The sequence below is a fragment of the Haloarchaeobius salinus genome, assembly GCF_024464185.1.
In the GTDB taxonomy this organism is placed as follows: domain Archaea; phylum Halobacteriota; class Halobacteria; order Halobacteriales; family Natrialbaceae; genus Haloarchaeobius; species Haloarchaeobius salinus.
In genome coordinates this window covers 1,000,734-1,024,226 of record NZ_JANHAU010000001.1, presented here as the reverse complement: position 1 = coordinate 1,024,226, position 23,493 = coordinate 1,000,734, and the positions used below count along the sequence as shown (strand labels likewise).

Below are 23,493 nucleotides of genomic sequence, written 5' to 3'. Positions count from 1 at the left end.
TAAAAGCACGCCGCAGGCGTGTCACGCTCACACGAACAACAGCGGGACCATCACGCCGAAGCCGCCGAGCAACCCGGCAGTGAGTTCGGGATAGCCCTTCGACTCCAGCCCCTCGCCCGCCTCCAGTGCCTCCGGGATGAACTCGGTCAGCACGAGGAACACCATCGCCCCCGCTGCGAACCCGAAGCCGAACGGGAGGAACTCGCGGGCGCTCCGGACGAACGCGAACGCGATGACCGCACCGATGGGCTGGGGCAGGCTGGAGAACACCGCCGCACCGACCATCCGCCAGCGCCCGACACCCATCGCCCGCAGCGGGATGGAGATGGCCAGCCCCTCCGGGATGTTGTGGATGGAGATGGCGACGGTCATCATGATCGCCAGCACCGGCACGGTGAGCCCGAGCATGCCGATACCGCCCGCCAGTCCCATGTCCGCGAAGGAGACGCCGACGGCGACGCCCTCCGGGAACGAGTGGACGGTGAGCACACCGAGCACGAGCACGAGCTTCTTCAGGTCGCCCTCCGCGACGATGTCCGGGTGGACCAGCTCGGCGTGCCCGTGATCGTGCCCGCCGCCATCGTGGTCGTGCTCGTCGTCGGCGTGGTCGTGGTGCCCCTCCTCGTGCTCGTGGATGCCGTCCACGGCCCCGCCGTCGGTCGCCCGCTCCGGGTCGTCGTCCGCGTACTTCCCCACGTCGACCCGGTCGAGCACGTCGTCGGCGACGATGACCAGCAGCACCCCGACGACGACACCCGCGAGCAGGATGGTCGGGAAGCCATCGCTCGCAGCGAGCCCCTCGTTCATCAGCCCGAACAGCGACGCCGAGACCATGATTCCCGAGGCGACCCCCCACAGCGCGACGTTCCACCGGTCGCTCACGTCGTCGACGAGGAAGAACGGCAACGCACCCAGACCCGTGGCGAGCGCGGTGGCCAGCCCGGCCAGGAAGACGACGACGAGATTGCCCACGAGGCTCATGTGTGAGGGTAGCTGCTCGGCGGAGATAAATCCTATCACGAACGTTACAATTTTTCGGTCGGCCTAAACGCTGTGGGGTGGTGGTCGGCACACGGGAGTCCGTCGAGATGAACCGTGATGCGGGGATGGACCTGTGTCTTTCCTGCCCCACGCCCACACCGATGCCTCGGGCACCCCCTGCCACAACGTCGTCGGAAACGCCTTCTCATCCGCCGGCAACCAGTACGACCGCGACTGAAGAGGAGTTCATGTGATAGTCCGAATTCCTGCGTGCAGTGAAAGTCGTCGGGAGAGCGTCGGAATTGCGGTTTCAGACGGGGAGGGCGCGGTGAGTCGTCCGAACCGTGTTCTCGACTGCGTGTGGAAGTGATAGCGGGTGAGGTGTTGTCAGCGGGGGAATCTGCTCGGACACCTTTAACTATAACCGGGACTTCGCCTCGAGTACCGAACGTCCCAGCGTTCGGCTTTAACGGGGTCCACCATCCTCGTTATCCCACACCTGGCTGGGTGGGTCGATGTGAAGAGCGGCCCACTCGACCAGTTTCTGAGAGGAGCGCGCGCGAGCAGTCGCGACCGTCGCGATTGGTAATCGTACATAACCCTGTTGGCCGCCGTGTTGACGTGCCAGTTTCGTGACCATGAATCGGGTGCGGTCGGTATCAGAATCGGTAATCTGGTGTTTCTTGGAGTTTTGAACTATCTGTGTGGATTTCAATGGGGGCTTGATGGAATCCAAGCACCCCCTGAACGGGGATTGTAACGACGTGTTATAGTCCGAAATCCGTCATAGGCCGATGGGTTTATGAGGTGTCATCGTAGTCGGTCGGGTAACACCGGCAGGCGGACGTCGCGCATGGGACGTGACGGTGGAGCCTCGCACGGTGTGGGATTCAACTCAACTATGGAACTGAAACAGCTCTTTACAGAAGACGACGCCGTGTCGCCGGTCATCGGGGTTATCCTGATGGTCGCGATCACGGTCATTCTCGCCGCAGTGATCGGGGCATTCGTCCTGAACATCGGCGGGAACCAGGAAACGGCACCGCAGAACCAGTTCGACTTCGCATACAGCAGCGGCGGATCTGATGTCGTCGTTTCGCACGGCGGCGGTGGAAGTCTGGACGCCACGAAGCTTTCGCTGTCGTCGAACTTCGGAAGCAACTGCGAGCTGGCGAACAGTTCGGCAACGGGACTCTCGGCAGGTGAAGTGGTTGTCGACGGCGACAACAGCAATGGCTTCTCCAACGAGGACCCGTGCACGCACGGAGGCAGCTCTGGAGACACACTCGAAATCACGTGGACTTCGTCCTCCGGAGATCAGTCTCAGATCGTCGCTGACTCCACGATTCCGTAATAACTCATGATGGATATTAAGTCACTATTTACAGAAGACGACGCCGTGTCACCGGTTATCGGGGTTATCCTGATGGTCGCAATTACGGTTATCCTCGCGGCTGTGATTGGTGCGTTTGTCCTGAACATCGGCGGAAATCAGGAGACTGCACCTCAGGCGAACCTCAATGGTGAGTACCCGAGCGACTACTCGGACGCGAGTTCGGACACTGACCGTGTAATCGTGGCTCATAACGGCGGAGGTTCGTTCGACGCTTCGCAGCTGTCGGTCAACATCGGTGGCAATACCGCGGACGACCTGACTACCCAGACTGGCCCTGTGAATGGAACGTGGGGAACCAGCACTACGGCTGGATCCGATCTTGTACTCGGGGAAGACGCTAACGGTAACTCCTACACGTTCGAATCCGGAGACGCTGTGGAAATCACGTGGACCTCGTCGTCTGGTGATAACTCACAGATTATCTTCGAGTCGCAGATTCCGTAACGGCTCGGGGATTTGCAGTACGCTTTCCCCATTTTTCGCGCGCTGACCTGTTAGCGGCGGCACTTTCGCCCGGTCCGTCGCTTCGTTGAGAGGTTTTAGGCTCGTTTCCGGTCGGTCGTGGTGTAGGCGGGATTTCGTCGGCTTCTCGTACTCGCGCCGACCGAGTTCGTCGGGCGTGATGCCGAGCTGGTCGGCGCTCACGCGCACCACCCCGAAGGCCGTCGCTGGTGGTATATGAGTAGTTCAGCGAACAGGTCCCGAACCCGAGAATTGTATTTTCGAGCGTCTCGGGTAGGCAGACTCTCCGTTGATGGAGAGTTGGATAATTTCGAGTGGGACCGCCGAGAATTGAACTCGGGTCCTACGGACCCCATCCGCAGAGGATACCACTACCCCACGGTCCCGTACGTCAACCGATGCCCGTTTGCCGTTTAAGCGTGTCGTTTCGTCGGCACCACGCTACACCAGCACCCGCTCCAGTTCGACGACAGTCCCCGATTCGGCGTCGGGGTCACCGACGAGCGTGCCGAGACACACCGCGGTACCGCCGGGCAGGTAGCAGGCCACGAGGTCGCCCTGCGCGCCGCCGTCCACGCCGATGACGCCGGGGGCGTAGACGGGCGCGCCGTTGGCGACCTGCTCGGCGGCGGAGGGGGCGATCTCCACGCGCGGGAGGTGCGTCAGCGCGCGTTCGGCGGGCTGGACGACCTCGCGCAGGGGTTCCTCGTCGCCGTCCTCGATCCAGAACGCGAGTGCGTCGACGAGGTCGTGGTAGCTGACGAGCGTCGCGTCGTCGAAGGGGTCGGTGGCGGTTCGACGGAGGTGGCCCATGTGCGCGCCGGTGCCGAGCGCGAGTCCGAGGTCGTGGCAGAGCTTCCGGATGTAGGTGCCGGACTCACAGCGGACCCGGACGAGCGCGCGGCGCTCCTCGACCTCCAGCACGTCGAGGTCGTGGACCTCGCGGACCCGGAGGCGGCGGGTGACCGCGCTCTTCCGCGGGGGTTTCTGGTAGAGGGGTGCCTCGAACTCGCGGGCGACCGCCTCGACGTCGCCCGGGGCGCGGCCGTGGAGTTCCAGCACGGCGACGTACTCCTTCGCGCCCTCGAGGAACACCTGTGCGAGCCGGGTGGCGTCGCCGAACAGCGTCGGGAGGCAGCCGGTGACCTTCGGGTCGAGGGTGCCGGAGTGGGCGGCCTCGTCGACGGTGGCGTCGCTGCCGGCGCGATCGAGGGCGTCGGCGACGGCGTCGCGGCACCAGCCGGTGAACTGGTGGGCCGACGGGCCGGCGGGCTTGTCGAGGTTGACGACGCCGAACTCGAGGAGTTCGGCGGGCGAGCGCTCGTCGGGCGGTGCGCGCAGGGACATGGGTCAGAACTCGTAGTCGAGCTCGACCGGTGCCTTCCCCTCGTCGGTCTCGGGGTCGTAGGACTCGACGGCCTCGACGAGGACGTGCTGGACGTGCTCTGCGTTCCAGCGCGCGGTGTTGACGCTCAGGTCGTAGATGGAGAGGTCGCCGATGTCGATGCCGTAGTACTCGTGGTAGCGCTGGGCCTCGCTGGACTCGCGCGCCGCGGTCTCCTCGCGGGCGAGTTGGGGGTCTTTGTCCTCTCGGTCCGCGATACGCTCGCCCCGTACCGCGAGGGGGGCGTCGAGCCAGAAGCGGAAGTCGGCCTGTTCGGCGGCGAGCCAGCCGGCGAGACGTGATTCGAGCACGAGGTCGTCGCGCTCTTCAGCGATCTCGCGGAGGCGTCGGTCGAGGTCGCGGTCGATCCCCTCGTCCTCCTCGGCGAGCTTGTTGAACTCGAGCGGCGTGTAGCCACGCTCGTCGGCGAGTTCGCGGAAGATGTCGCCGCCGGAGACGTGGTCGAGGTCGAACGCATCGGCCAGCCCGGCCGCAGTGGTGCTCTTGCCACTGCCCGGCGGGCCGGAGACGGTGAGCAACATATCCTATCTGCGCGGGTGTCGGTAAAATGGGTTGTGATTGGACGGCGGAGCGACGATACCGCGGTCGCCGCCAGTCGAGGGCGGGTGTGCGCCGCCTACGTCGGCGTCGCGTCGAGGTCGAGCGTCTTCCGGATGAGCTGGGTGAACCCCATCGAGCAGAGGAAGTACCAGACGATCCACGCGGGCATCGGGCCGACAGCGCCCTCCATCCAGTTGCGCTCGCCGAAGATGGGCAGCACCATGCTCCGCTCGGCGGCGACGAGGTGGCCGTCGAGGATCATCCAGTACATCCAGAGGAACGCCGGGATGGTGAGCAGCATGATCCACGCCATCGGGCGGAAGTTCTCCTTCATCATCTCGCCCTGGTCGCCGAGTGCGTCCATCTTCTCGTCCTGGATCCTGTCGAGCGCCTCGTCGTCGCCGGCCTCCTTGGCGGCCTGCTCGCGCTCGGTGATGTTCTGCATCTTCTGCTGGATCTGCTTGACCTTGCTCCGGTCGACCATGTTCGCCTGCAGCAGCGTCGAGTAGAGCCCGGTGAGGAGGGCGATGGCGAGGATGACCGCGTAGAACGGGAGCACCGCGTTCAGCGGCTCGAAGATGACGTTGATGGTCCCGCCGACGGCGTTCCTGACGGGGTTGAAGTAGTAGCCGGCCATCATCCCGACGGAGACGACCGCGGCGAGCTTGTCGCGCTGGGTCCAGCTCGACCCCTCGCTGTCGACCTCCACGGGGTCGCTCGCGACGGTGATGTCGTCGTCGAGTGCGTCCGTGACCGCGTCGGGGTCGACGACCACGAAGCCGTCCTCCTGCTCGCGCAGGATCTCGCTCTGGATGAGTCGCCCCCAGCGGCCGCTGTCCATTCCGTCCTCGTCCTTGACGTCCTTCCACTCGACCTCGTCGTCCCCGTCGTTGGAGGCGTCCATGACGACCTGCAGCGCCTCCGAGGTCCCGGGGTTGTCCGAGAGGAAATCCTGTATCTGTTCCGCCGTCCAGGCCATATGAGAGCCTGTTGGCAGTCGTGGGATAAGAGTCTTTTACTCTGTGACAGCCTCGATGGCGGCCTTCACGTCGGCCCAGACCTCGTCGGGGGCCTGCTCGCCGTCGACGGCGACGAACTCGTCGGTGCCCTCGTAGTACTCGACGACCGGGAGCGTGTTCTCCTCGAACACGTCGAGGCGGTTCTCGGCGGCCTCGGCGGTGTCGTCCTCGCGCTGGACGAGCTCCCCGCCACACTCGTCGCAGACGCCCTCCTCCGCGGGCTGGCTGTACTTGACGTGGAAGTTCGCGCCGCAGTCCTCGCAGACGCGGCGGCCGGTCAGCCGGTCCACGAGCTCGGAGCGGTCGACGTCGAGGTAGAGGACGAGGTCGAGCTCGGTCATGTCGGCGAGCTCCTCGGCCTGCTCGAGGTTGCGCGGGTAGCCGTCGAGGACGTAGCCGTCGGCCGAGGACAGCGCCTCCTCGACGATGGCGTTGACGACGGCGTCGGGGACGAGGTCGCCGGCGTCCATGTACTCACCCGGCGTGTCGTACTCGAAGTCCATGTCCGAGATGTCCATCTCCTTGTTCGAGCGGAGCGCGTCGCCGGTGGTGACGTGCTCGACGCCGAACTCGTCGACGATGTTCGCGGACTGGGTTCCCTTGCCTGCGCCCGGTGCACCGAGGATGAGGATGTGCGGACTGCTCATATCGGGGCGGTCGACCCCGGGACGTAAAGAGTTAAAGAAAACGGCTGACTGTTCGTGCATCCCGTCGTGTCGGGCTCGAGACAGTCTCTCCTCGGCGAACGGTGTTGCCCGGCCGTGCGAGGGCTCGACGCGAGGCTCGACCCGGAGCGAGGAGGGCCTACTGGCCGAGCTCCTCGACGCTGACCGTGTAGCTGCCCGAGCCGGAGTAGGAGTCGACGAGGATGCCGATCTGCTGGCCCGCACCGACGTCGTCGAGCGTGATCTGCTCCTGGCTGTCCGGGGTGATGGAGCGTCGGTCGTAGTCGTACGTGCTGGGCGTCCGCCCGTCCGTCGTCACGTACAGGTCGAAGTCGGACCAGTCCCCGCCCGACAGCGAGACGGTGACCTGGCACGGGTTCTGCAGATCGTTCGTCCACGTGTAGTCGTCCGAGTCGTAGTAGCCGTACAGGTAGCCGTCCGCCGAGCCAGTCGAGGACTCGTCACCGCAGCTGCCGCCGTCGCCCGACTCGACGGTGATGGCGACGGAGTCGGTCGTGCTCGCGCCGTCGTCGTCGGTGACGGTCAGGCTGGCGCTGTAGTCGCCCGCCTCGCTGTAGGCGTGCGTGACGGTCTGGCCCGTCGCCGTCGTACCGTCGCCGAAGCTCCACTCGTAGGCGCTGATGGAGCCGTCGGGGTCGCTGGAGCCGGAGCCGTCGAAGGTGACCTCCTGGCCGACCTCGACGGTCGCCGAGGAGGCGTCGATGGACACCGTCGGGGCCTCGTTCTCCGGTGGGTCCGGGTCGTCGGTGCTGCCGACGAGGTTCGCCGCGTCGACGCGGCCCGAACCCTGCTCCTCTTCGGGGAGGCCGATGTCGACGGCCGTGTTCTTCAGCTGGTTGCGGAGCTCGGTGTTCGACCAGCCCGGGTTCGCCGCGAGCCCGAGCGCGGCGACGCCGGCCGCCGCCGGGCACGCCATCGACGTGCCGGAGATGCTGTTGTACGGCGAGTCCGTCCAGGTCGAGAGGATGTTCACGCCCGGTGCGACGACCTCCTGCTTCTCGCCGTAGTTCGAGAAGCTCGCGAGGTTCTCGTTCTCGTCGATAGCGCCGACGGCGATACACTCGTCGTACGCCGCCGGGTAGGAGATCGTGCCCGTGGAGTCGTTCCCGGACGCACAGACGATGGTGACGCCGTTGTCCGCCGCGTAGCTGACGGCGTTCTTCATCGTGTCGGTGTAGCCGCCGCCCCCGAGGCTCATGTTCACGATGTCCGCGCCCTGGTCGGCCGCCCACTGCACGGCGTCCGCGATGTCGCTGGTCGAGCCGCTGCCCTGCTCGGAGAGCGCACGACCCGAGAGGATGCTGGCGTTCGACATCCCGGCGATGCCGTCGCCGTTGTCGGTGGTCGCCGCGGCGATGCCGGCGACGTGGGTGCCGTGGTACTCGTTCGACATCGAGTCCGGGTACGGGTCGCCGTCGTCGTCGACGAAGTCGGAGCCCTTGTTCGAGCCGAACTGGCCCGCCAGGTCCGGGTGGTCGTACTTCACACCCTGGTCGATGACGGCGATGGTGACCTCCTCGCTGCCGAGCGTGGTGTCCCACGCGGCGGGCGCGTTGACGAGCTGTGGCGCGTACTGATCGCCGAAGCGCGGGTCGTTCGGCTGGGCGAGCGCGTGGAGCGTCTCGTTGAACTCGGCGTAGCGCACGTGCTCGAGCGACTCGAGCGTCTCGAGGATGTCGTCGTCCGACATCGTCGTGACCTCGGGCTTCGAGAGCGCCATGTAGCTGAGGTCGTCGTTCTCGTGCGTGACCGCCATCCCGTCCGGGAGCCGTTCGTCGTTCGCGGTCGTCGACGCGACGTCGGTCACCGAGTACGTGTTCGTGACGCCAACGAGGATCTCGTCCGGGCGAGGGCCCGGCTGTCGCGACGGTGTCGCGGACGAGAGTCCCGCGAACGCTGCTGCCGCCCCCACGGCACCGGTCGCCTTCAGGAAGGTACGTCGTCCCCAATCGTGACTGCTGTCGTCTGTCATGAGACATGCCCACCGACACACCGTCCTCTATTTAAATTTTTGCAATCCTCATTGTTAATTTTAGTACTGTTACAAACTGTATTCTAGTTGCGGACAGTTGTGAACCGGGGGCCGGATGAATCGCCACGGCTTTGAGCGGCACCGAGAGAGGAGCAGGTATGGACGAGCGATTCAGGCGGCTCCTGCCCGGCACGGAGCCGCACCCGCGGGCGCGCGTCGGACTGTTCGTCGACGGCCCGAACGTGCTCCGCGACGAGTTCGACGTGGACCTCGACGACGTCCGGACGGCCGCGACCGACGTGGGCGACCTCACCGTGAACCGGCTGTACCTCGACGAGCACGCGACGCCCGGCCTCATCCAGGCCGCCGAGGCCCGCGGCTTCGAGGTCGTCATCACCAGCGGCGACGTGGACGTGAAGCTCGCGGTCGACGCGACCGAGACCGTCGTGACCGAGGCCATCGACACGCTGGCCATCGCCTCCCGGGACACCGACTTCAAGCCGGTGCTCGAGAAGGCGGGACGCTACGGCATCCGGACGCTGGCCATCGCCCCGGGCGAACACGGTCGCTCCGACGCGCTCCGGAACGCCGCGAACGACGACGTGGTCATCGAGGAGTAGCCGTCGCTGTCAGGGTCGAAGACGGGGGAGGAATGGGGTCCGCGAGGTCGGCTGTCCTTACTGGCCGAGCTCCTCGACGTTGACCGTGAAGCTGCCGGAGCCGGAGTAGGAGTCGACGAGGATGCCGATGTCCTGTCCCGCGCTCGGGCTGTCGATGATGACCTGCTCGTCGCTGCCCATCGAGATGGAACGCTTGTCGTAGTCGTACGTGCTGGGCGTGCGCCCGTCCGTCGTCACGTACAGGTCGAAGTCGGCGCTGCTCGGGCCGGTCAGGGAGACGGTGACCTGGCACGGGTCCGCGAGGCTGTTCGTGTAGGTGTACGACGTCGAGTCGTAGTAGCCGTACAGGTAGCCGTCCGCCGAGCCCGTCGAGGACTCGTCACCGCAGCTGCCGCCACCGCCATCGGACTCGACCGTGATCGAGACGGAGTCGGTCGTGCTCGCGCCGTCGTCGTCGGTGACGGTCAGGCTGGCGCTGTAGTCGCCCGCCTCGCTGTACGTGTGGGTGACGGTCTGGCCGGTGGCCGAGGCACCATCGCCGAAGCTCCACTCGTAGGCGCTGATGGAGCCGTCGGAGTCGCTGGAGCCGGAGCCGTCGAAGGTGACCTCCTGACCGACCTCGACGGTCGCCGAGGAGGCGTCGATGGACACCGTCGGAGCCTCGTTCTCCGGCGGGTCGTCGCCACCGCCACCGCCACCGCCGGCCTCGACGATGTTGAGCGCGTCGACGCGACCCGCGCCCTGCTCCTCCTCGGAGAGGCCGATGTCGACGGCCGTGTTCTTCAGTCGGCTGCGCAGCTCGGTCGGTGAGAGGGTGGAGTCGACCGCCTTGCCCAGCGCGGCGACGCCGGCCGCCGCCGGGCACGCCATCGACGTGCCGGAGATCTTGTTGTACTGGCCACCGAACTGGGAGACGTTCTCCGTCCACGTCGACAGGATGTCGACGCCGGGTGCGGCGACGTCGAGGTTCGGACCGTACTGCGAGAAATCCGCGAGGTTCTCGTTGCTGTCGACCGCGCTCACGGCCACACACTCGTCGTACGCCGCCGGGTAGGAGACGGAGCCGGAGCCGTCGTTCCCCGCCGCACAGATGGGGAGCGAGCCGTTGCTGACGGCGTAGCTCACGGCGTTCTTCATGGTATCCGTGTAGCCGCCGCCACCGAGGCTCATGTTGATGATGTCCGCGCCCTGATCCGCGGCCCACTCGACCGCGTCGGCGATGTCAGTCGTGGAGCCGCTACCCTCCTCGGAGAGCGCGCGGCCCGACAGCAGCGTCGAGTCCGAGATACCCGAGATGCCGGTGCTGTTGTCCGTGGTCGCCGCCGCGATGCCGGCGACGTGGGTGCCGTGGTACTCGTCCGCCATCGAGTCCGGGTACGGGTCGCCGTCGCTGTCGACGAAGTCCTGTCCCTTGTCGGAGCCGAAGCGCGCCTGCAGGTCGGGGTGGTCGTACTTCACGCCCTGGTCGACCACCGCCACGGTCACGTCGGAGCTGCCCTGCGTGGTGTCCCACGCCGACGGCGCACGCACCTGCTGCGGTGCGTACTGCTGGTCGAACAGCGAGTCGTTCGGCGTCGCGAACGCGTGCACGGTCTTGTTCTCCTCGACGTACCGGACGCCGGTCTTCCGCCGGATCGCCTCCGCGATGGCGGACTCGGCCTGTGCGGCGGCCTGGTCCGGTAGCTCCACCGTGAAGTAGCTGAGGTTCTCGTTACGGTGCGTCACGCTCGCCGGTCCGGGGAGTTCCTCCTGGACGCTCGCCTCGGTGCTGGCCATGCTCGCCGCACCCGAGACGCCCACGATGAGTTCGTTCTCACGCGGCTGCGGGTCCCGTCCTGGGGTCGCAGAGGTGATGCCCGCGAGTGCAGCGGCCGAAGCCGCCGCGCCAGTCGCTTTCAGGAAGGTTCGTCGTGCCCACGATTGCGTGTTATCGCCTGTCATGACACACAACGGCAGTCACGTTACCACTACTTATAATTTTATAATCTGGGTCTAAATTTATCGGAGAGTTATACAATTTGTCCGGTAGTTTCTAGAAAGTTGTTTGTCGAATCGGTTAGAAACTATAGCAAACAGGCCACTCGTTGAAACGCCGGGAGAGCGTCAGCGCTGTAGACACTTAATACCAACGGATATAGCGTTCGGAAACCAGATGGTGGTTCCGGGAGCGATTGTACGCGAACTGACACGGCCGTCGAATCCCCCCGCAGGGGGAGGACGGGAGCCTACTGACCGAGCTCCTCGACGCTGACCGTGTAGCTGCCCGAGCCGGAGTAGGAGTCGACGAGGATACCGATATCCTGGCCTGAGCTCACCGCATCCGCGATGACCTGCTCCTGGCTGTCCGGGGTGATGGAGCGCTTGTCGTAGTCGCTCGTCGACGGCGTCCGGCCGTCCAGGGTGACGTACAGGTCGAAGTCGGCGCTGCTCGGACCGCTGAGCGAGACCGTGACCTGACACGTGCTGTCGAGCGAGGTGGTGTACGTGTACGACTCGGAGTCCCAGTACCCCGAGAGCGAGCTGTCGGCCGAGCCACCGGTGGACTCGTCTCCACAGTCGCCGCCGCCACCGCCGCCACCGCCACCACCACCGTCACCGTCGACGATGTTGACGGCCGAGACACGGCCCGCGCCCTGCTCCTGTTCGGACAGGCCGATGTCGACGGCCGTGTTCTTCAGCTTGCTCCGGAGCTGGGTCGGGGTGAGGCCGGGATCGACCGCCTTGCCCAGTGCGGCGACACCGGAGGCCGCCGGACACGCCATCGACGTGCCGGAGATGCTGTTGTACGGGGAGTCGTTCCAGGTCGAGAGCACGTCGACACCGGGTGCGGCGACGTCGAGGTTCGGACCGTACTGCGAGAAATCCGCGAGGTTCTCGTTCTCGTCGACCGCGGAGACCGCCACACACTCGTCGTACGCGGCAGGGTACGACACCGAGCCCGAGCCGTCGTTCCCCGCCGCACAGATGGGGAGCGCGCCGTTGTTGACGGCGTAGGAGACGGCGTTCTTCATCGTCTGCGTGTAGCCGCCGCCGCCGAGGCTCATGTTGATGATGTCCGCGCCCTGGTTCGTCGCGTACTCCACGGCGTCGGCGATGTCGGCCGTGGAGCCGCTACCGCCGCCGAGCGCGCGACAGGCGAGCAGCGTCGAGTCCGAGATGCCCGCGACGCCGGTCCCGTTGTCGGTGGTCGCCGACGCGATACCGGCGACGTGCGTCCCGTGGTTCTCGCCGCTGGGCGCGGCGGGGTCGTCGTCACCGCCGGCGAAGTCGGAGCCCTTGTTCGAGCCGAAGCGGCTCTGGAGGTCGGGGTGGGTGTAGTCGACGCCCGTGTCGACGATGGCGACCGTGACGTCATCGCTGCCGAAGGTGGTGTCCCAGGCCGACGGTGCCCCCACCTGCTGGGGTGCGTACTGCTGGCCGAACTGCGGGTCGTTCGGCGTCGCGAACGCGTAGTGCGTCGTGTTCTCCTCGACGTACCGGACCCCGGACTTGCGCTCGATGCGCGAGGCGACGGCGTCCATCGTCGAGGGACCGTCGTCGCGGACCTCGACCGCGATGTAGCTGAGGTTCTCGTTCTCGTGTACGACGTTCGCGTCCGATGGGAGGTCTCGCTCGACCTGCCGCTGGACGGATGCCATGCTTGTCGACGAGGAGACGCCGACGAGGAGCTCGTTCTCCTTGGCACCCGGCTCGCGTCCGGGAGTGGCCTGCGTGAGCCCAGCGAAGGCGGCCGCACTCGCGGCGGCACCGGTCGTCTTCAGGAACGTACGTCTGTTCGTACCGCGTGGGGTATCATCTGCCATGCCCACCAATAGCAATTACCGCTAGCCATTTATATCTTGGCAAGCCGGGACTGAATTAACTAGTGTTCAACACGAGCAGTTGTCAGCTTCCACCGGTCAGTGCGTGCCCGTCATCCGGAAATAGTGGTCCAGATACCGAGGGAACGAAACATCATGTTACTTCCGCGTTCACGCACGCACGTACACACGATGGAGGAACTCGACACCCCCGTCCTCGACAACCACATGCATCTCGACCCGGACCACGGTCGCGGCATGGCTGCTGTCGACGACTTCGCACGGCTGGGTGGCACCCACCTGCTCGTCGTCAACAAGCCGTCCTGGCACCTTGGCGACCTGCCGACCGACCGCGAGTCCTTCCGGCACGTGTTCGAGGCGACCATCGGGGCCGTCGCGGCCGCGAGCGAGCGACTCGACGGACGAGCGTGGCCGGTGCTGGGCGTCCATCCGGGGCTCGTCTCCCACCTCGTCGACGACGGCCACACACCCGGGGAGGCACGCGACCTGATGCAGGCCGGACTCGACCTCGCCGCGAAGTACGTCGCCGACGGACGCGCCCTCGCACTCAAATCCGGCCGCCCGCACTACGAGGTCGAAGACGCCGTCTGGGAGGCCTCGAACGACGTGATGCGCCACGCGTTCTCGCTCGGAGCCGGGGCCGACTGTGCGGTCCAGCTCCACACCGAGGCGAGCGACGACCTCACCGAGGTCGCCGACTGGGCGGAGGACGAGGGCCTGGACCGGACACGGGTCGTCAAGCACTACGCCGGCGGCGAGCTCGCCGGCCCGGTCCCGAGCGTGATGAGCGAGAAGGAGCGTCTCACGGTCGCAGCCGCCTCGGACGCCCCGTTCCTCATGGAGACCGACTTCGTCGACGACCCCGACCGTCCCGGCGCGGTGCTCGGCCCGAAGACGGTCCCACGGCGCGTCCGCTGGCTGCTGGAGGAGGGCCACGACGAGGCCGTCCGCCGAGCGCACGTCGAGACACCGGCGCTCGTCTACGACATCGACACGACCGCGGACCTGTAGCTGCCGACCGCCGACAGCTGCACCACCGTACCGCCGTCGTGTGCTCCGGTCCACCACGCCGTTTCGTGCCCACGCACGGCTGTCTCGGGCGGGAGCGTCCCACCGTAGAGAAAGGCATTTCACTACGCCGGGGTAGGTTGTGGTATGAGCACTCCCCCGACCGAATACTACTCGGCAGAACGCTGGCAGAACTGGATCGACCGAGTCGAAGACGAGGACGTCGACGCCGAAGACGAGGACTCGATGCGCGTGTTCGACCTCATGCAGGACGACGCCGCCATCGCCGTCGCGAAGATCGTCTCCGCGACCGACGACGACGAGCTCGACGAGGAGGCAGCCTCCGAGAAGATCAACGAGATCGGCGACATCGTCTTCACCGAGCCCGACTTCGACGACGAGGACAAGCTGTTCCTCGTCGGCAGCGTCCAGGAGAGCCTGAGCATCGTCCTGCACTCCGCGATGGAGTACATCCACGCCGGCCCCGCCGAGGAGGCCACGATTCCCGAGTTCGTGTCGGCGGCCGCAGACGCCGAGGCCGAGGAGGACATCGAGAGCGCCCGCGGCTACCTCGTGAAGGCCGGAACGCTCATCATCGACGGGGAGGAGCTCTCGCCCGAGCTGGGCGAGGAGCTCGAGTACGGCCCGGTCGCCCAGTGGCTCAACGGCCTCGCCAGCCTCCAGTCCGCGATGGAGGACCCCGAGGTCGTCGAGGAGGACGACGACGCCGAGTAATCGGGACCTACTTCCCCAGTATTTTGGTCATAAGGGTTTTACTCGCGCCAAGCTAATCAGCGCATAGAATGGGGTTTCTCGACGACGAGCGAGGGGTGAGCGTCCAGGTGGGCGCAGTCATCCTGCTCGCGTTCGTCGTCATCGCGATCTCGACCTACCAGGTGCAGGTCGTTCCGAGCCAGAACGAGGAGGTCGAGGTCAACCACAACCGCGAGGTCCAGGAGCGGATGCAGGACCTCCGGGACACCGTCGGGACGGTGCCCGCCCGTGGCGTCGGCGGCTCGGTCGCCGTCCCGCTGGGCACCCGCTACCCGGCACGCAGCATCTTCGTGAACCCGCCACCACCGACGGGGCTGTTGCGCACCGTCGGGACGACCAACGACTCGGTCGGCTTCACCGTCGACAACGCCTCCGCGCTCGACGGCGAGACCGCCGACTACTGGAACGGGACCGCACGCTCGTACTCGACCGGTGCAATCGTCTACGAACCGCGCTACAACGTCTACCAGAGTGCGCCGACGACGGTGTACGAGAACTCGCTCGCGTACAACCGCTTTCGGACCGCGAACATCACGCTGACACAGCAGGACGTGTTCGACGGCAACCGCATCACGCTGACCGCACTCGACGGCGAGGTGCGGCGGGAAGGCGGGACCGCGTCGCTGACGGTGCGGTCGGTGACCGGCGAGCCGCGGACTGTCACGGTCGAGAACACGACGAACGAGCAGCTGACCGTGACGGTCCCGACGACCCTCTCGGCGGGCGAGTGGCAGCGCCTCCTCGAGGAGTCGGGCCAGTACGACCCGTCCGACAGCGACCCGGACGCGTACGTCAGCGCGGTACGGGCGAACGGCACGTTCGACACCTCGGGAACGGTCCCCATCTACCTCGTCACATTCGAGCTGGAGCAGGGCGAGCAGTACCGCCTCCGGCTCGCCAAAGCAGGCGTCGGAACCGGGGTCACACCCGTTCAGAGCGATGCCTACCTGACCGCGGAGGGAGAGAACGACCGGAGCGTCTCGGCGGGCGGCAGCGAGACGCTGACCGTCGCCGTCAGCGACCGGTACAACTCGCTGCAGAGCGGCGTCTTGGTCAACGCGAGCGTCCAGCGCGGCGGCGGCTCCATCTCCGACACCGACCAGCGCACCGGCGACGACGGTCGCATCTCCTTCGTCTACGACGCCCCGTCGAGTTCGGGCTCCGCGACGGTCGAGATGAACATCTCCGCGAGCCCGAACGCCTCGGAGCGGGTCCAGTTCAACATCACGGTGACTGCGAGCGGCGGTGGCGGGGGCGGCGGGAACGGCGCGTACAACGTGACGTGGCACGACCCCGACAACCGGACCGCCTCCGGTGCCGCGACGGTCTCCTGCACGGACGACCCTCCGCGCGGCATCTGCACCATCGACGGCAACGGCGAGTCCTCCGTCGACCTCCCGATGGTCATGTTCACCGACCCCGTCGCGGACGGTGCCACCGTCTCCTACTCCGTGAGCAACTCGACCGTCGGGAGCTTTTCGTCGAACAACGGGACGACGAACAGCACCGGCGAGAACCGGACGACGCTGACCATGACCGAGAACGGAACGGTGTCGACGTACGTCACCAGCGGTGCCGGCGGTGATCGGGTGGCGTTCTCCGTCGAGGGGATGGCAGGCGGATCGACGGGCGACACGACGCCGCCACAGTTCGCGCCGATGACCAGCGTGAGCATCAACAACCCGAACGGGCAGAAGGCAGACCAACTCACGTTCGATTACGACACGAGCGACGACGTGGCGGTGCAGAACGTCAGCTTCACTGCCGTGAACGACCAGGGGGCGACGCTGGTGAGCACGACCAGCACCAACCCGAACACGACCACGACGTACAACATCCCCGAGCAGAAGATGAACCAGCGCACTGTGACCGTGACCATCCGGGTCAACGACACGAGCGGGAACTACGAGGAGTGTACGTTCACGTTCAACAACGCGGGGGTGACGAAGGACAAGTCGCAGGCGGATTCCTGTACGACTGGCACTCCGTCGCTACAGCCCGTGCTCCCGTCCCGGGGCATGACACTCGACGCACGGCTGGCGGTCGACCCCACCGAGCAGTCACCGAGGAGGTGGAGTGCAGTCCGTGCAGCACTGTAATCACGACCGCGACGACCGCGCCCAGAGCTACGTCCTGGGCTTCGTCATCTTCTTCGCGTTCCTCCTCCTCGCGGTGACGGCGTGGCAGGTGGGCGTCGTTCCCGCCCAGAACGAGGAGGTCGAGTACGGTCACAACCAGCAGGTCCACGAGCAGTTGCAGGAGCTCCGGAGCCGGATGGTCTCGGCCAGTGCGGGCGGACGCGGTGGCACCGTCGACATCCCGCTGGGGACGACGTACCCGGACCGGACGCTCTACCGGAACCCGCAGCCGCCGGTCGGGCAGCTGCGGACTGTCTCGGGGGGTGGCGCGGTCACGGTGAACGTCTCCAACGCGACGCCGGTCGACGGCGAGACGGCGGACTTCTGGGGGACGGAGCTGAGCTACGACACGGTGCTGGTCACCTACCGACCGGGCTACCACGAGTACGAGGACGCGCCGACGACGGTGCTCGACAACACGCTGCTGTACGACCGGTACGACTCGACCACCATCGCGCGCTCCCCGCAGTCGCTGGTCGACGGGAAGCGGCTCTCGTTGCTCGTCGCGTCGGGGAACGTGAGCGAGACGCGGTCCGGCGTCACCGACGACCTCTCGCTCCAGGTGACGCCGACGAGCACCTCGACGAACACGGTCCGCGTGGAGAACGACACCGGGCCGGTGACGCTGACGGTGACCTCCTACCGTCCAGCCGAGTTCTGGAACGAGACTCTGGCCGCTGACGGCCAACTCGACGAGGACGGCGGCTACGTCACCGACGTCGTGAACCGGACGCAGACGCCGGTACCGACCGCTGGCGGCGAGACGCTCCACCGGGTCGGTATCACGTTCGTCGCGAACGAGACGTACGCCGTGCAGACGACGAGGGTCCACCTCGGGACGGCCTCGGAGCCGGACCCCGCGTCGCCCGACCCGGCCTACGTGACGGTCGTCGACGGCGACGACAGCGTTGCCAACGCGGGCTCGTCCCGCGAGTTCACCGTCGAGATCCGGGATGCGTACAACAACCCCGTACCGGGGGCGACGGTGAACCTGACCCTCGACGGGAGCCCGGGCAACCTGACCGTCGACGGCACCAGTCGGCGCACGTTCACCGGCCTCAGGGTCGGCGACGACGGGCGGGTGACCGCGCGCTATGACGCGCCGGACTCGGTGACGACAGCGACCGACGTGACGGTGAACGTGAGCCTCTCGGGGGACCCACGGAGCGGCTTCGACGCGAGCGCGCCGCTGAACGCGACGGTAGTGACGACGGTCACGCCCGGCGACGGCGGCGGTGGCGGCGGTGGTGGCGGCGCGGGGGGTTCCACGGGCGGCGCGTTCACCGTCGAGTGGGACCGGAACTCGACGGTGACCGTCGACCGGACGAGCAGTCCGTCGAGAACGTTCACCGCCCGCATCGTCGAGGGGCTGGCGAACCAGCCGGTCGAGTTCTCCGTCAACAACACGAACGTGGCGAACATCGCGAGCGCCGACGCTCAGACCAACGGCTCGGGTGCGGCCGATGCGACGTTCGACCTGCAGAACGACGGCACCTTCCTCGCGTACGTCACCAGCGGCGGGAGCGGTGACCGGCTGGTCGTCGAGGTGGTCAGCGGCGCGCTCTCGCCGCTGGTCTGGCAGACTGCAGCGGACTGGGACGCCGCAACCGTCGAGTCGAACGTCGTCCACGCGAATCACGGCGACCACGAAGCGGGCGCGGTCCAGCTAGGTTACCCCACCAGTGGTTCGGGGCTCGTGGCGTACTACCCGCTGGACGAGAACGGTGGCTCTACGGCGGACGACGCGAGTGGCGGGAACGACGGTACCGTCGACGGCGCGACCCAGGGTGTCCCCGGTATCCTGAACACCTCGGCGTACCGCTTCGACGGCCTCGACGACTCGGTGCAGGCACCGACGGACCTCTCCGACACGCTCGGCACCAGCGGGACGGTCTCTGCGTGGATCAAGACCACACAGAGCGGCTCCGACACGATGTGGCAGGCCCCGGGCATCACCGGGGTCGAGAGCAACGGCGACGCGAACGACGTGTTCTACGGCTGGATCGACGCCTCGGGGAACATCGGCGTGATGGCGGGCAACGAGGCCGGCGCACAGAGCGCTACGGAGATCAACGACGGCGCGTGGCACCACGTCGTGCTCACCCGGAACGCGGACTCCGGTGAGACGCGGGTGTACGTCGACGGCGTGCTGGAGGACACGGCGACCTCCGACGCCGGCGCGAAGACGACCCCGTTCTCCGGTATCGGCGTCATCGAGGACACCGGCGGCTCGCCGGAGTACCTCGACGGCCGACTCGACGAGGTGCGGCTCTACGACCGCGCGCTCTCCGACGCCGAGGCACGGGCACTGTACGAGACCAGCAGGAACGGGACCATCACGACCGCGGAGAAGACGACCTCGGTCACGGTCGACCCGCGGACCATCCGGCTCGAGAACGTCACCGCCGACGTGCCGTCGGGGACGAGCCTCACGGTCTACGTCGAGTCCGACCCCGAGGACGACGGGACGTGGAACCGGAGCGACCCCGTATCCATCGTCGGCGGCCAGGAGTCCTACGCCGTCGGTGACGGGAACTTCGGCACCTCGAGCGACCGGTTCCGCGTCGTCGTCGAACTGAACTCGACCGCGCCGTCCCAGAGTCCGTGTCTGGCGGGGCTGACCGTCGAACCGGACGGTGCGAACGGTGTCGCGGTTACCGGCGACTGTCCGACCTACGACGCGAGCGGCACGCCGCCGACCGCGTCGTTCACCGCCTCGCCGTCGAGCCCGACCACGCGCGAGTCGCTCTCGGTCGACGGCACCGGCTCCTCGGACCCCGACGGCTCCATCAGCTCCTATCAGTGGGACTTCGGCGACGGCACCACCGCGAGCGGCCCGACGGCGACGCACACCTACAGCACGCCCGGCACGTACACGGTGACGCTCACGGCCACCGACGACGACGGCCTGACCGACAGCGCGACCCGGACGGTGACTGTCCGGCCGGCCGCGCTGCTGACGGGGGTCCAGCCGAACCCCGACGCACTCGCCGACACGGACGGGGAGTTCGTCGCGGTCGAGGTCGACGGCCCGCTGAACACGAGCGACTGGGTCGTCCGCGACGACGAGAGCGGCACCGGCGCGACGCTGGCGACGTTCCCGGCGACCAGCGACGGGACGCTCTGGTTCGTCCGGAACGCCAGCGCGTTCCAGGCGCAGTGGTCCGTCCCGGCCGACGTGACCCTCGTCGAGTTCCAGCCCGGGGACGAGATCGGCGTGCTCGCCAACGACGGCGAACCGCTCGAACTCGTCAACACGAGCAGCGGCGTGGTCGTCGACGAGTTCGCCTACGGCACGGCGACCACGAGCGACGGCTGGAGCTACACCTACGCCAACGCGACCGGCGTCGCGACCCGGAACGGCGACGGTGCCGGCTGGTACGTCGACACGGACGACCCGAGCGACTGGTCCGACGTGGTCGAGACGGACTTCTTCGATCCCGCGCCGAACGCATCGTTCGACTACAGTCCGCCGACCCCCGACACGAGCGACAGCGTGACGTTCGACGCCACCGGCAGCACGGTCGCCGGCTCGGGGTCCTACCAGTGGGACTTCGGCGACGGTACCACCGCGACGGGGGACACTCCCACCCACAGCTACGATACGAGCGGAACGTACACCGTGACGCTCACCATTACCGACGAGAACGGCGACACCAACACGACGACCCGGACGGTCACAGTCACGCAGTACACGCCGCCGTTCTTCAAGGTGACCGACCTCTCGGCCACCGAGACGGCGACACCGGGCGAGACCATAACCGTCAATACGACCGTGACGAACACGGGTGAAACCGCCGACACGCAGTACGTCGACTACGTGTTCAACGCCTCGGACACGCTCACGGTCGCGGTCGTCGACGACGGCGGCGTCTACGGCTCCGACATTGCGTCGACACTCCGCTCGCGTTTGCCCGACGACTACTCGGTCGTCGTGGTCGACACGCAGACCGCGGTCAATCAGATGGGTAGCTACGACGCCGTTGTCGTCCAGCGCCTCGGGACGGACACGACGCTCGCCTCGTCGTTCGTCAGCGCGGTCGACTCGAACGACGTGGGCGCGGTCTACCTTGACCAGTGGACGAACAACCCGTCGGCAAGCGACTACAGCGACGGTATCCGGCGGCTCTCGCAGGTCCGTGGCGACCCGTCGAGCGTGCAACAGGAGTTCCAGGGCACGCCACCCATCGTGTTCGACATCACGCAGGACCACCCCATCTTCGACGGCGTCGGCGACGTGGGTGACACCATCACCATCCACGACTCCGCGACCGACAGCAACGCCGACCGCGTGTGGACGACCGGCTATAGCGGCGACACGCTCGCACAGGTCCGCGAGGAGGGTTCGGGTAGCTACGACGGTCCGACCATCCTCGCGGACGACGACGCGAACGAGGTCCTTCTCGGGATGGGTCGTTCGCAGTACATCCCCAACGAGCAGTACACCAGCGAGGCGAACAACGTGCTCGCGAGCGCAGTGGAACACGTCACCGTCACCGCCGGGAACCCCTCGAACGCGACCGAGATTACCCTCGCCCCCGGCGAGAGCCGGACCCTGACGTACCAGGTGACCGTACCGAGCACCGAGGGCCAGTACGAGCAGACCGTGAGTACGGAGAACGACAGCGCGACCGACACGGTGACCATCAGCACCGCAAGTCAGTTCGGCTCGTTCTCGGGGACGGTGACCGACACGACCGCCGGGACACCGCTGGCCAACACGGACGTGACGTTCACGTTCGACGGATCTACCTACACGACCACGACGGACGCGAACGGCGACTACGAGATCACGACTGTGCCCGCCGGGAGCTACACCGCGAACGCCACGGCAACCGCGTACGAGACCAGTAACTCGTTCCCACTCGCTGTGCAGGACGGACAGACGACGGAGAACGTCGACGTGTCGCTCTCGCGTGCCCAGCCCGGGTTCGACGCGCTATCTGCGTCAGCGAACGAGAACTGGTTCTTTGGGCTCTACGCTGACGAGGTGACGTTCGACTACGACTTCGTCGCCGACACGAACGTCGACTCCGTCGAACTGGTCGTCCGCAATTCCGGAGGTACGGTAGTCGGCTCCACGACCGTCACCGATCTCGACGGGCCGATTACGGTGAGCCTGAACAGCAACCAGTACGATCCGATGACGGTGGAGGTGACTGCCACTGGCCCCGGGGGGCAGACCTGCTGGGAGGGCACGGTCGACCACGGGGATACCATCGCGCTGGGTGAGTTCACGTCCTGCTGACTTTCGACACCCGTCGAAATCCCCATCGACACGCACAAATAGCCAGTCCACCCATTCCCCCACATGACAGCAGTCGGTATCGACGCGGTCGAAGTCTGGACGGGCAACCTGAAACTCGACCTCGCCGAGACGTTCGCGACGGAGAAGGGCAAGGACCCGGAGTACTTCACGAAGGGGCTGGGCCTGCGGGCATCGTCGCTGCCGGACTCCTACGAGGACATCGTGACGATGGGCGCGAACGCGTCGAAGAAGCTGATGGACCGGAAGGGGCTCGAACCCGACGACATCGGCCGCATCGACGTGGCCACGGAGTCGAGCTTCGACAACTCCAAGCCCATCTCGACGTACATCGCGGGCTGTCTCGAGCAGGTGTACGCCGGGGACTTCCACCACGCGAACAAGGGCGAGCGGAAGTTCGCCTGCATCGCGGGCACCCAGAGCATCGACGACGCGTACAACTGGATCCGCGCGGGCCGGAACCGGGGTCGTGCGGCGCTGGTCGTCGCCACGGACACCGCGCTGTACGCGCGTGACGACTCCGGCGAGGCGACCCAGGGCGCGGGCGCGGTCGCGATGCTCATCGACGAGGACCCGGACCTGGTCGAGCTGTCGACCGACCAGGGCTACGGCAGCGCGGACGAGACGGACTTCCTGAAGCCGAACCAGCAGTTCCCGAGCGTCGACGGCAAGCGCTCGGTGCAGGTGTACCTCGCCCGGATGCGCGAGGCGCTGGAGGACTACGAGAGTGTCTCGGGCGACGTCCACCTGGACGATTTCATCTACGCGCCGTTCCACACGCCGTACCCGGGCATGGTCCGGAAGGCGGCGGCGCTGGCGTACCGGCACGTCACTCGCGACACGCCGGTCGAGGAGGAGCTCGCGGAGGGCATCGGCCGCCAGCCGCGCCGCGAGAGCTTCGACGACGACGGCGCGTACGAGGAGGCCGTGCGCGAGTACATGGACGCGCTGAAGGAGACCGAGCAGTACCAGGACTGGTACGCGGCGACGGTCGACCCGACGCTGACCATCTCGCGTGACGTTGGCAACTGGTACACGGGCTCGGTCCACCTCGCGCGCGTCTCCGCGCTGAAGACGGCGCTGGAGGCCGACCGCGACGTGGCCGGCGAGTCGATGCTCGTCGCGTCCTACGGCTCGGGTGCGCAGGCCGAGATCCACGGCGAGGTCGTCCAGGACGGCTGGGCCGACGAGATCGCGGCGCTCGACGTCGACGAGCAGATCGCCGAGCGGTACGACCTCTCGTGGGCGGAGTACGAGCAGGTCCACGACCGGCACAACCACGAGACGGACTCGGAGCTGGAGGAGTTCACGACGCCCGAGGGCGAGTTCGCCTTCGACGGCTGGGGCCGGATGGGCGAGCGGAAGTACACGTACGTCGAGTAGAACGAGCGACGCGAATCGGGTG

At 66.8% G+C, this 23,493-nt stretch carries 16 protein-coding genes and 1 tRNA gene; 8 read left to right on the top strand and 9 right to left on the bottom strand.

All coding sequences use genetic code 11. The features are described 5' to 3' along the window. Positions 1 to 27: 27 nt before the first annotated feature. On the bottom strand, positions 28 to 981 hold the full coding sequence (locus NO345_RS05180; protein ID WP_256297100.1) for a ZIP family metal transporter: 954 nt from the start codon (positions 979 to 981) through the stop codon (positions 28 to 30). A gap of 901 nt (positions 982 to 1,882) precedes the next feature. On the opposite strand from NO345_RS05180, the gene NO345_RS05175 reads away from it, so the two are divergent. Next, the gene (locus tag NO345_RS05175; protein WP_256297098.1) at positions 1,883 to 2,335 is read left to right on the top strand and encodes a type IV pilin domain-containing protein; all 453 of its coding nucleotides are present in this window, start codon (positions 1,883 to 1,885) and stop codon (positions 2,333 to 2,335) included. A gap of 6 nt (positions 2,336 to 2,341) precedes the next feature. After that, on the top strand, positions 2,342 to 2,821 hold the full coding sequence (locus NO345_RS05170) for a type IV pilin domain-containing protein (RefSeq protein WP_256297096.1): 480 nt from the start codon (positions 2,342 to 2,344) through the stop codon (positions 2,819 to 2,821). Positions 2,822 to 3,154: 333 nt separating this feature from the next. Here NO345_RS05170 and NO345_RS05165 read toward each other — a convergent pair. From NO345_RS05165 to NO345_RS05140, 6 genes are all read right to left on the bottom strand, one after another. Beyond that, positions 3,155 to 3,225, bottom strand: a tRNA-Pro gene (locus tag NO345_RS05165). A gap of 55 nt (positions 3,226 to 3,280) precedes the next feature. Then, positions 3,281 to 4,186 (bottom strand): RNA-guided pseudouridylation complex pseudouridine synthase subunit Cbf5, encoded by a 906-nt coding sequence (locus NO345_RS05160; RefSeq protein WP_256297094.1) that lies wholly within the window; start codon positions 4,184 to 4,186, stop codon positions 3,281 to 3,283. A 3-nt stretch (positions 4,187 to 4,189) separates the two neighbouring features. Further along, the gene (gene cmk / locus NO345_RS05155; protein ID WP_256297092.1) at positions 4,190 to 4,765 is read right to left on the bottom strand and encodes a (d)CMP kinase; all 576 of its coding nucleotides are present in this window, start codon (positions 4,763 to 4,765) and stop codon (positions 4,190 to 4,192) included. A gap of 95 nt (positions 4,766 to 4,860) precedes the next feature. Next, positions 4,861 to 5,763 (bottom strand): DUF106 domain-containing protein, encoded by a 903-nt coding sequence (locus NO345_RS05150; RefSeq protein WP_256297090.1) that lies wholly within the window; start codon positions 5,761 to 5,763, stop codon positions 4,861 to 4,863. A 36-nt stretch (positions 5,764 to 5,799) separates the two neighbouring features. Next, positions 5,800 to 6,450, bottom strand: a complete 651-nt coding sequence (locus tag NO345_RS05145; protein ID WP_256297088.1) for an adenylate kinase — start codon at positions 6,448 to 6,450, stop codon at positions 5,800 to 5,802. A 157-nt stretch (positions 6,451 to 6,607) separates the two neighbouring features. Continuing rightward, the gene (locus NO345_RS05140) at positions 6,608 to 8,461 is read right to left on the bottom strand and encodes a S8 family serine peptidase (protein WP_256297087.1); all 1,854 of its coding nucleotides are present in this window, start codon (positions 8,459 to 8,461) and stop codon (positions 6,608 to 6,610) included. Positions 8,462 to 8,619: 158 nt separating this feature from the next. Here NO345_RS05140 and NO345_RS05135 point away from each other — a divergent pair, with 158 nt between their 5' ends. Beyond that, a complete protein-coding gene (locus NO345_RS05135; protein WP_256297085.1) occupies positions 8,620 to 9,081 on the top strand; it encodes an NYN domain-containing protein in 462 nt (153 codons plus the stop codon). 57 nt (positions 9,082 to 9,138) lie between these two features. Here NO345_RS05135 and NO345_RS05130 read toward each other — a convergent pair whose 3' ends face one another. Both NO345_RS05130 and NO345_RS05125 read right to left on the bottom strand, forming a co-directional pair. Further along, positions 9,139 to 11,022: a S8 family serine peptidase gene (locus NO345_RS05130; protein WP_303646712.1), complete on the bottom strand. Its 1,884-nt coding sequence runs from the start codon at positions 11,020 to 11,022 to the stop codon at positions 9,139 to 9,141. A gap of 284 nt (positions 11,023 to 11,306) precedes the next feature. Further along, complete coding sequence (locus NO345_RS05125; RefSeq protein WP_256297083.1) at positions 11,307 to 12,884, bottom strand: S8 family peptidase; 1,578 nt, start codon at positions 12,882 to 12,884, stop codon at positions 11,307 to 11,309. A 189-nt stretch (positions 12,885 to 13,073) separates the two neighbouring features. Between NO345_RS05125 and NO345_RS05120 the strand changes: the two genes are divergently transcribed. The 5 genes from NO345_RS05120 (at position 13,074) to hmgB (ending at position 23,471) form a co-directional block, all read left to right on the top strand. Further along, a complete protein-coding gene (locus NO345_RS05120) occupies positions 13,074 to 13,913 on the top strand; it encodes a TatD family hydrolase (protein ID WP_256297081.1) in 840 nt (279 codons plus the stop codon). 144 nt (positions 13,914 to 14,057) lie between these two features. Beyond that, positions 14,058 to 14,645 (top strand): DUF2150 family protein, encoded by a 588-nt coding sequence (locus NO345_RS05115; protein WP_256297080.1) that lies wholly within the window; start codon positions 14,058 to 14,060, stop codon positions 14,643 to 14,645. A 68-nt stretch (positions 14,646 to 14,713) separates the two neighbouring features. Then, positions 14,714 to 16,783, top strand: a complete 2,070-nt coding sequence (locus NO345_RS05110; RefSeq protein ID WP_256297079.1) for a hypothetical protein — start codon at positions 14,714 to 14,716, stop codon at positions 16,781 to 16,783. Continuing rightward, on the top strand, positions 16,770 to 22,070 hold the full coding sequence (locus tag NO345_RS05105) for a PKD domain-containing protein (RefSeq protein WP_256297078.1): 5,301 nt from the start codon (positions 16,770 to 16,772) through the stop codon (positions 22,068 to 22,070). Before NO345_RS05110 ends, NO345_RS05105 begins: the two co-directional genes overlap by 14 nt. 63 nt (positions 22,071 to 22,133) lie before the next feature. Then, complete coding sequence (gene hmgB, locus NO345_RS05100; RefSeq protein WP_256297077.1) at positions 22,134 to 23,471, top strand: hydroxymethylglutaryl-CoA synthase; 1,338 nt, start codon at positions 22,134 to 22,136, stop codon at positions 23,469 to 23,471. The last annotated feature ends 22 nt before the right edge of the window (positions 23,472 to 23,493 follow it).

Excerpts from the sequence above, each read along its gene's own strand:
- NO345_RS05180 (WP_256297100.1), bottom strand. The coding sequence starts at position 981 with ATGAGCCTCGTGGGCAATCTCGTCGTCGTCTTCCTGGCCGGGCTGGCC.
- NO345_RS05175 (WP_256297098.1), top strand. The coding sequence starts at position 1,883 with ATGGAACTGAAACAGCTCTTTACAGAAGACGACGCCGTGTCGCCGGTC.
- NO345_RS05170 (WP_256297096.1), top strand. The coding sequence starts at position 2,342 with ATGATGGATATTAAGTCACTATTTACAGAAGACGACGCCGTGTCACCG.
- NO345_RS05160 (WP_256297094.1), bottom strand. The coding sequence starts at position 4,186 with ATGTCCCTGCGCGCACCGCCCGACGAGCGCTCGCCCGCCGAACTCCTC.
- cmk (WP_256297092.1), bottom strand. The coding sequence starts at position 4,765 with ATGTTGCTCACCGTCTCCGGCCCGCCGGGCAGTGGCAAGAGCACCACT.
- NO345_RS05150 (WP_256297090.1), bottom strand. The coding sequence starts at position 5,763 with ATGGCCTGGACGGCGGAACAGATACAGGATTTCCTCTCGGACAACCCC.
- NO345_RS05145 (WP_256297088.1), bottom strand. The coding sequence starts at position 6,450 with ATGAGCAGTCCGCACATCCTCATCCTCGGTGCACCGGGCGCAGGCAAG.
- NO345_RS05140 (WP_256297087.1), bottom strand. The coding sequence starts at position 8,461 with ATGACAGACGACAGCAGTCACGATTGGGGACGACGTACCTTCCTGAAG.
- NO345_RS05135 (WP_256297085.1), top strand. The coding sequence starts at position 8,620 with ATGGACGAGCGATTCAGGCGGCTCCTGCCCGGCACGGAGCCGCACCCG.
- NO345_RS05130 (WP_303646712.1), bottom strand. The coding sequence starts at position 11,022 with ATGACAGGCGATAACACGCAATCGTGGGCACGACGAACCTTCCTGAAA.
- NO345_RS05125 (WP_256297083.1), bottom strand. The coding sequence starts at position 12,884 with ATGGCAGATGATACCCCACGCGGTACGAACAGACGTACGTTCCTGAAG.
- NO345_RS05120 (WP_256297081.1), top strand. The coding sequence starts at position 13,074 with ATGGAGGAACTCGACACCCCCGTCCTCGACAACCACATGCATCTCGAC.
- NO345_RS05115 (WP_256297080.1), top strand. The coding sequence starts at position 14,058 with ATGAGCACTCCCCCGACCGAATACTACTCGGCAGAACGCTGGCAGAAC.
- NO345_RS05110 (WP_256297079.1), top strand. The coding sequence starts at position 14,714 with ATGGGGTTTCTCGACGACGAGCGAGGGGTGAGCGTCCAGGTGGGCGCA.
- hmgB (WP_256297077.1), top strand. The coding sequence starts at position 22,134 with ATGACAGCAGTCGGTATCGACGCGGTCGAAGTCTGGACGGGCAACCTG.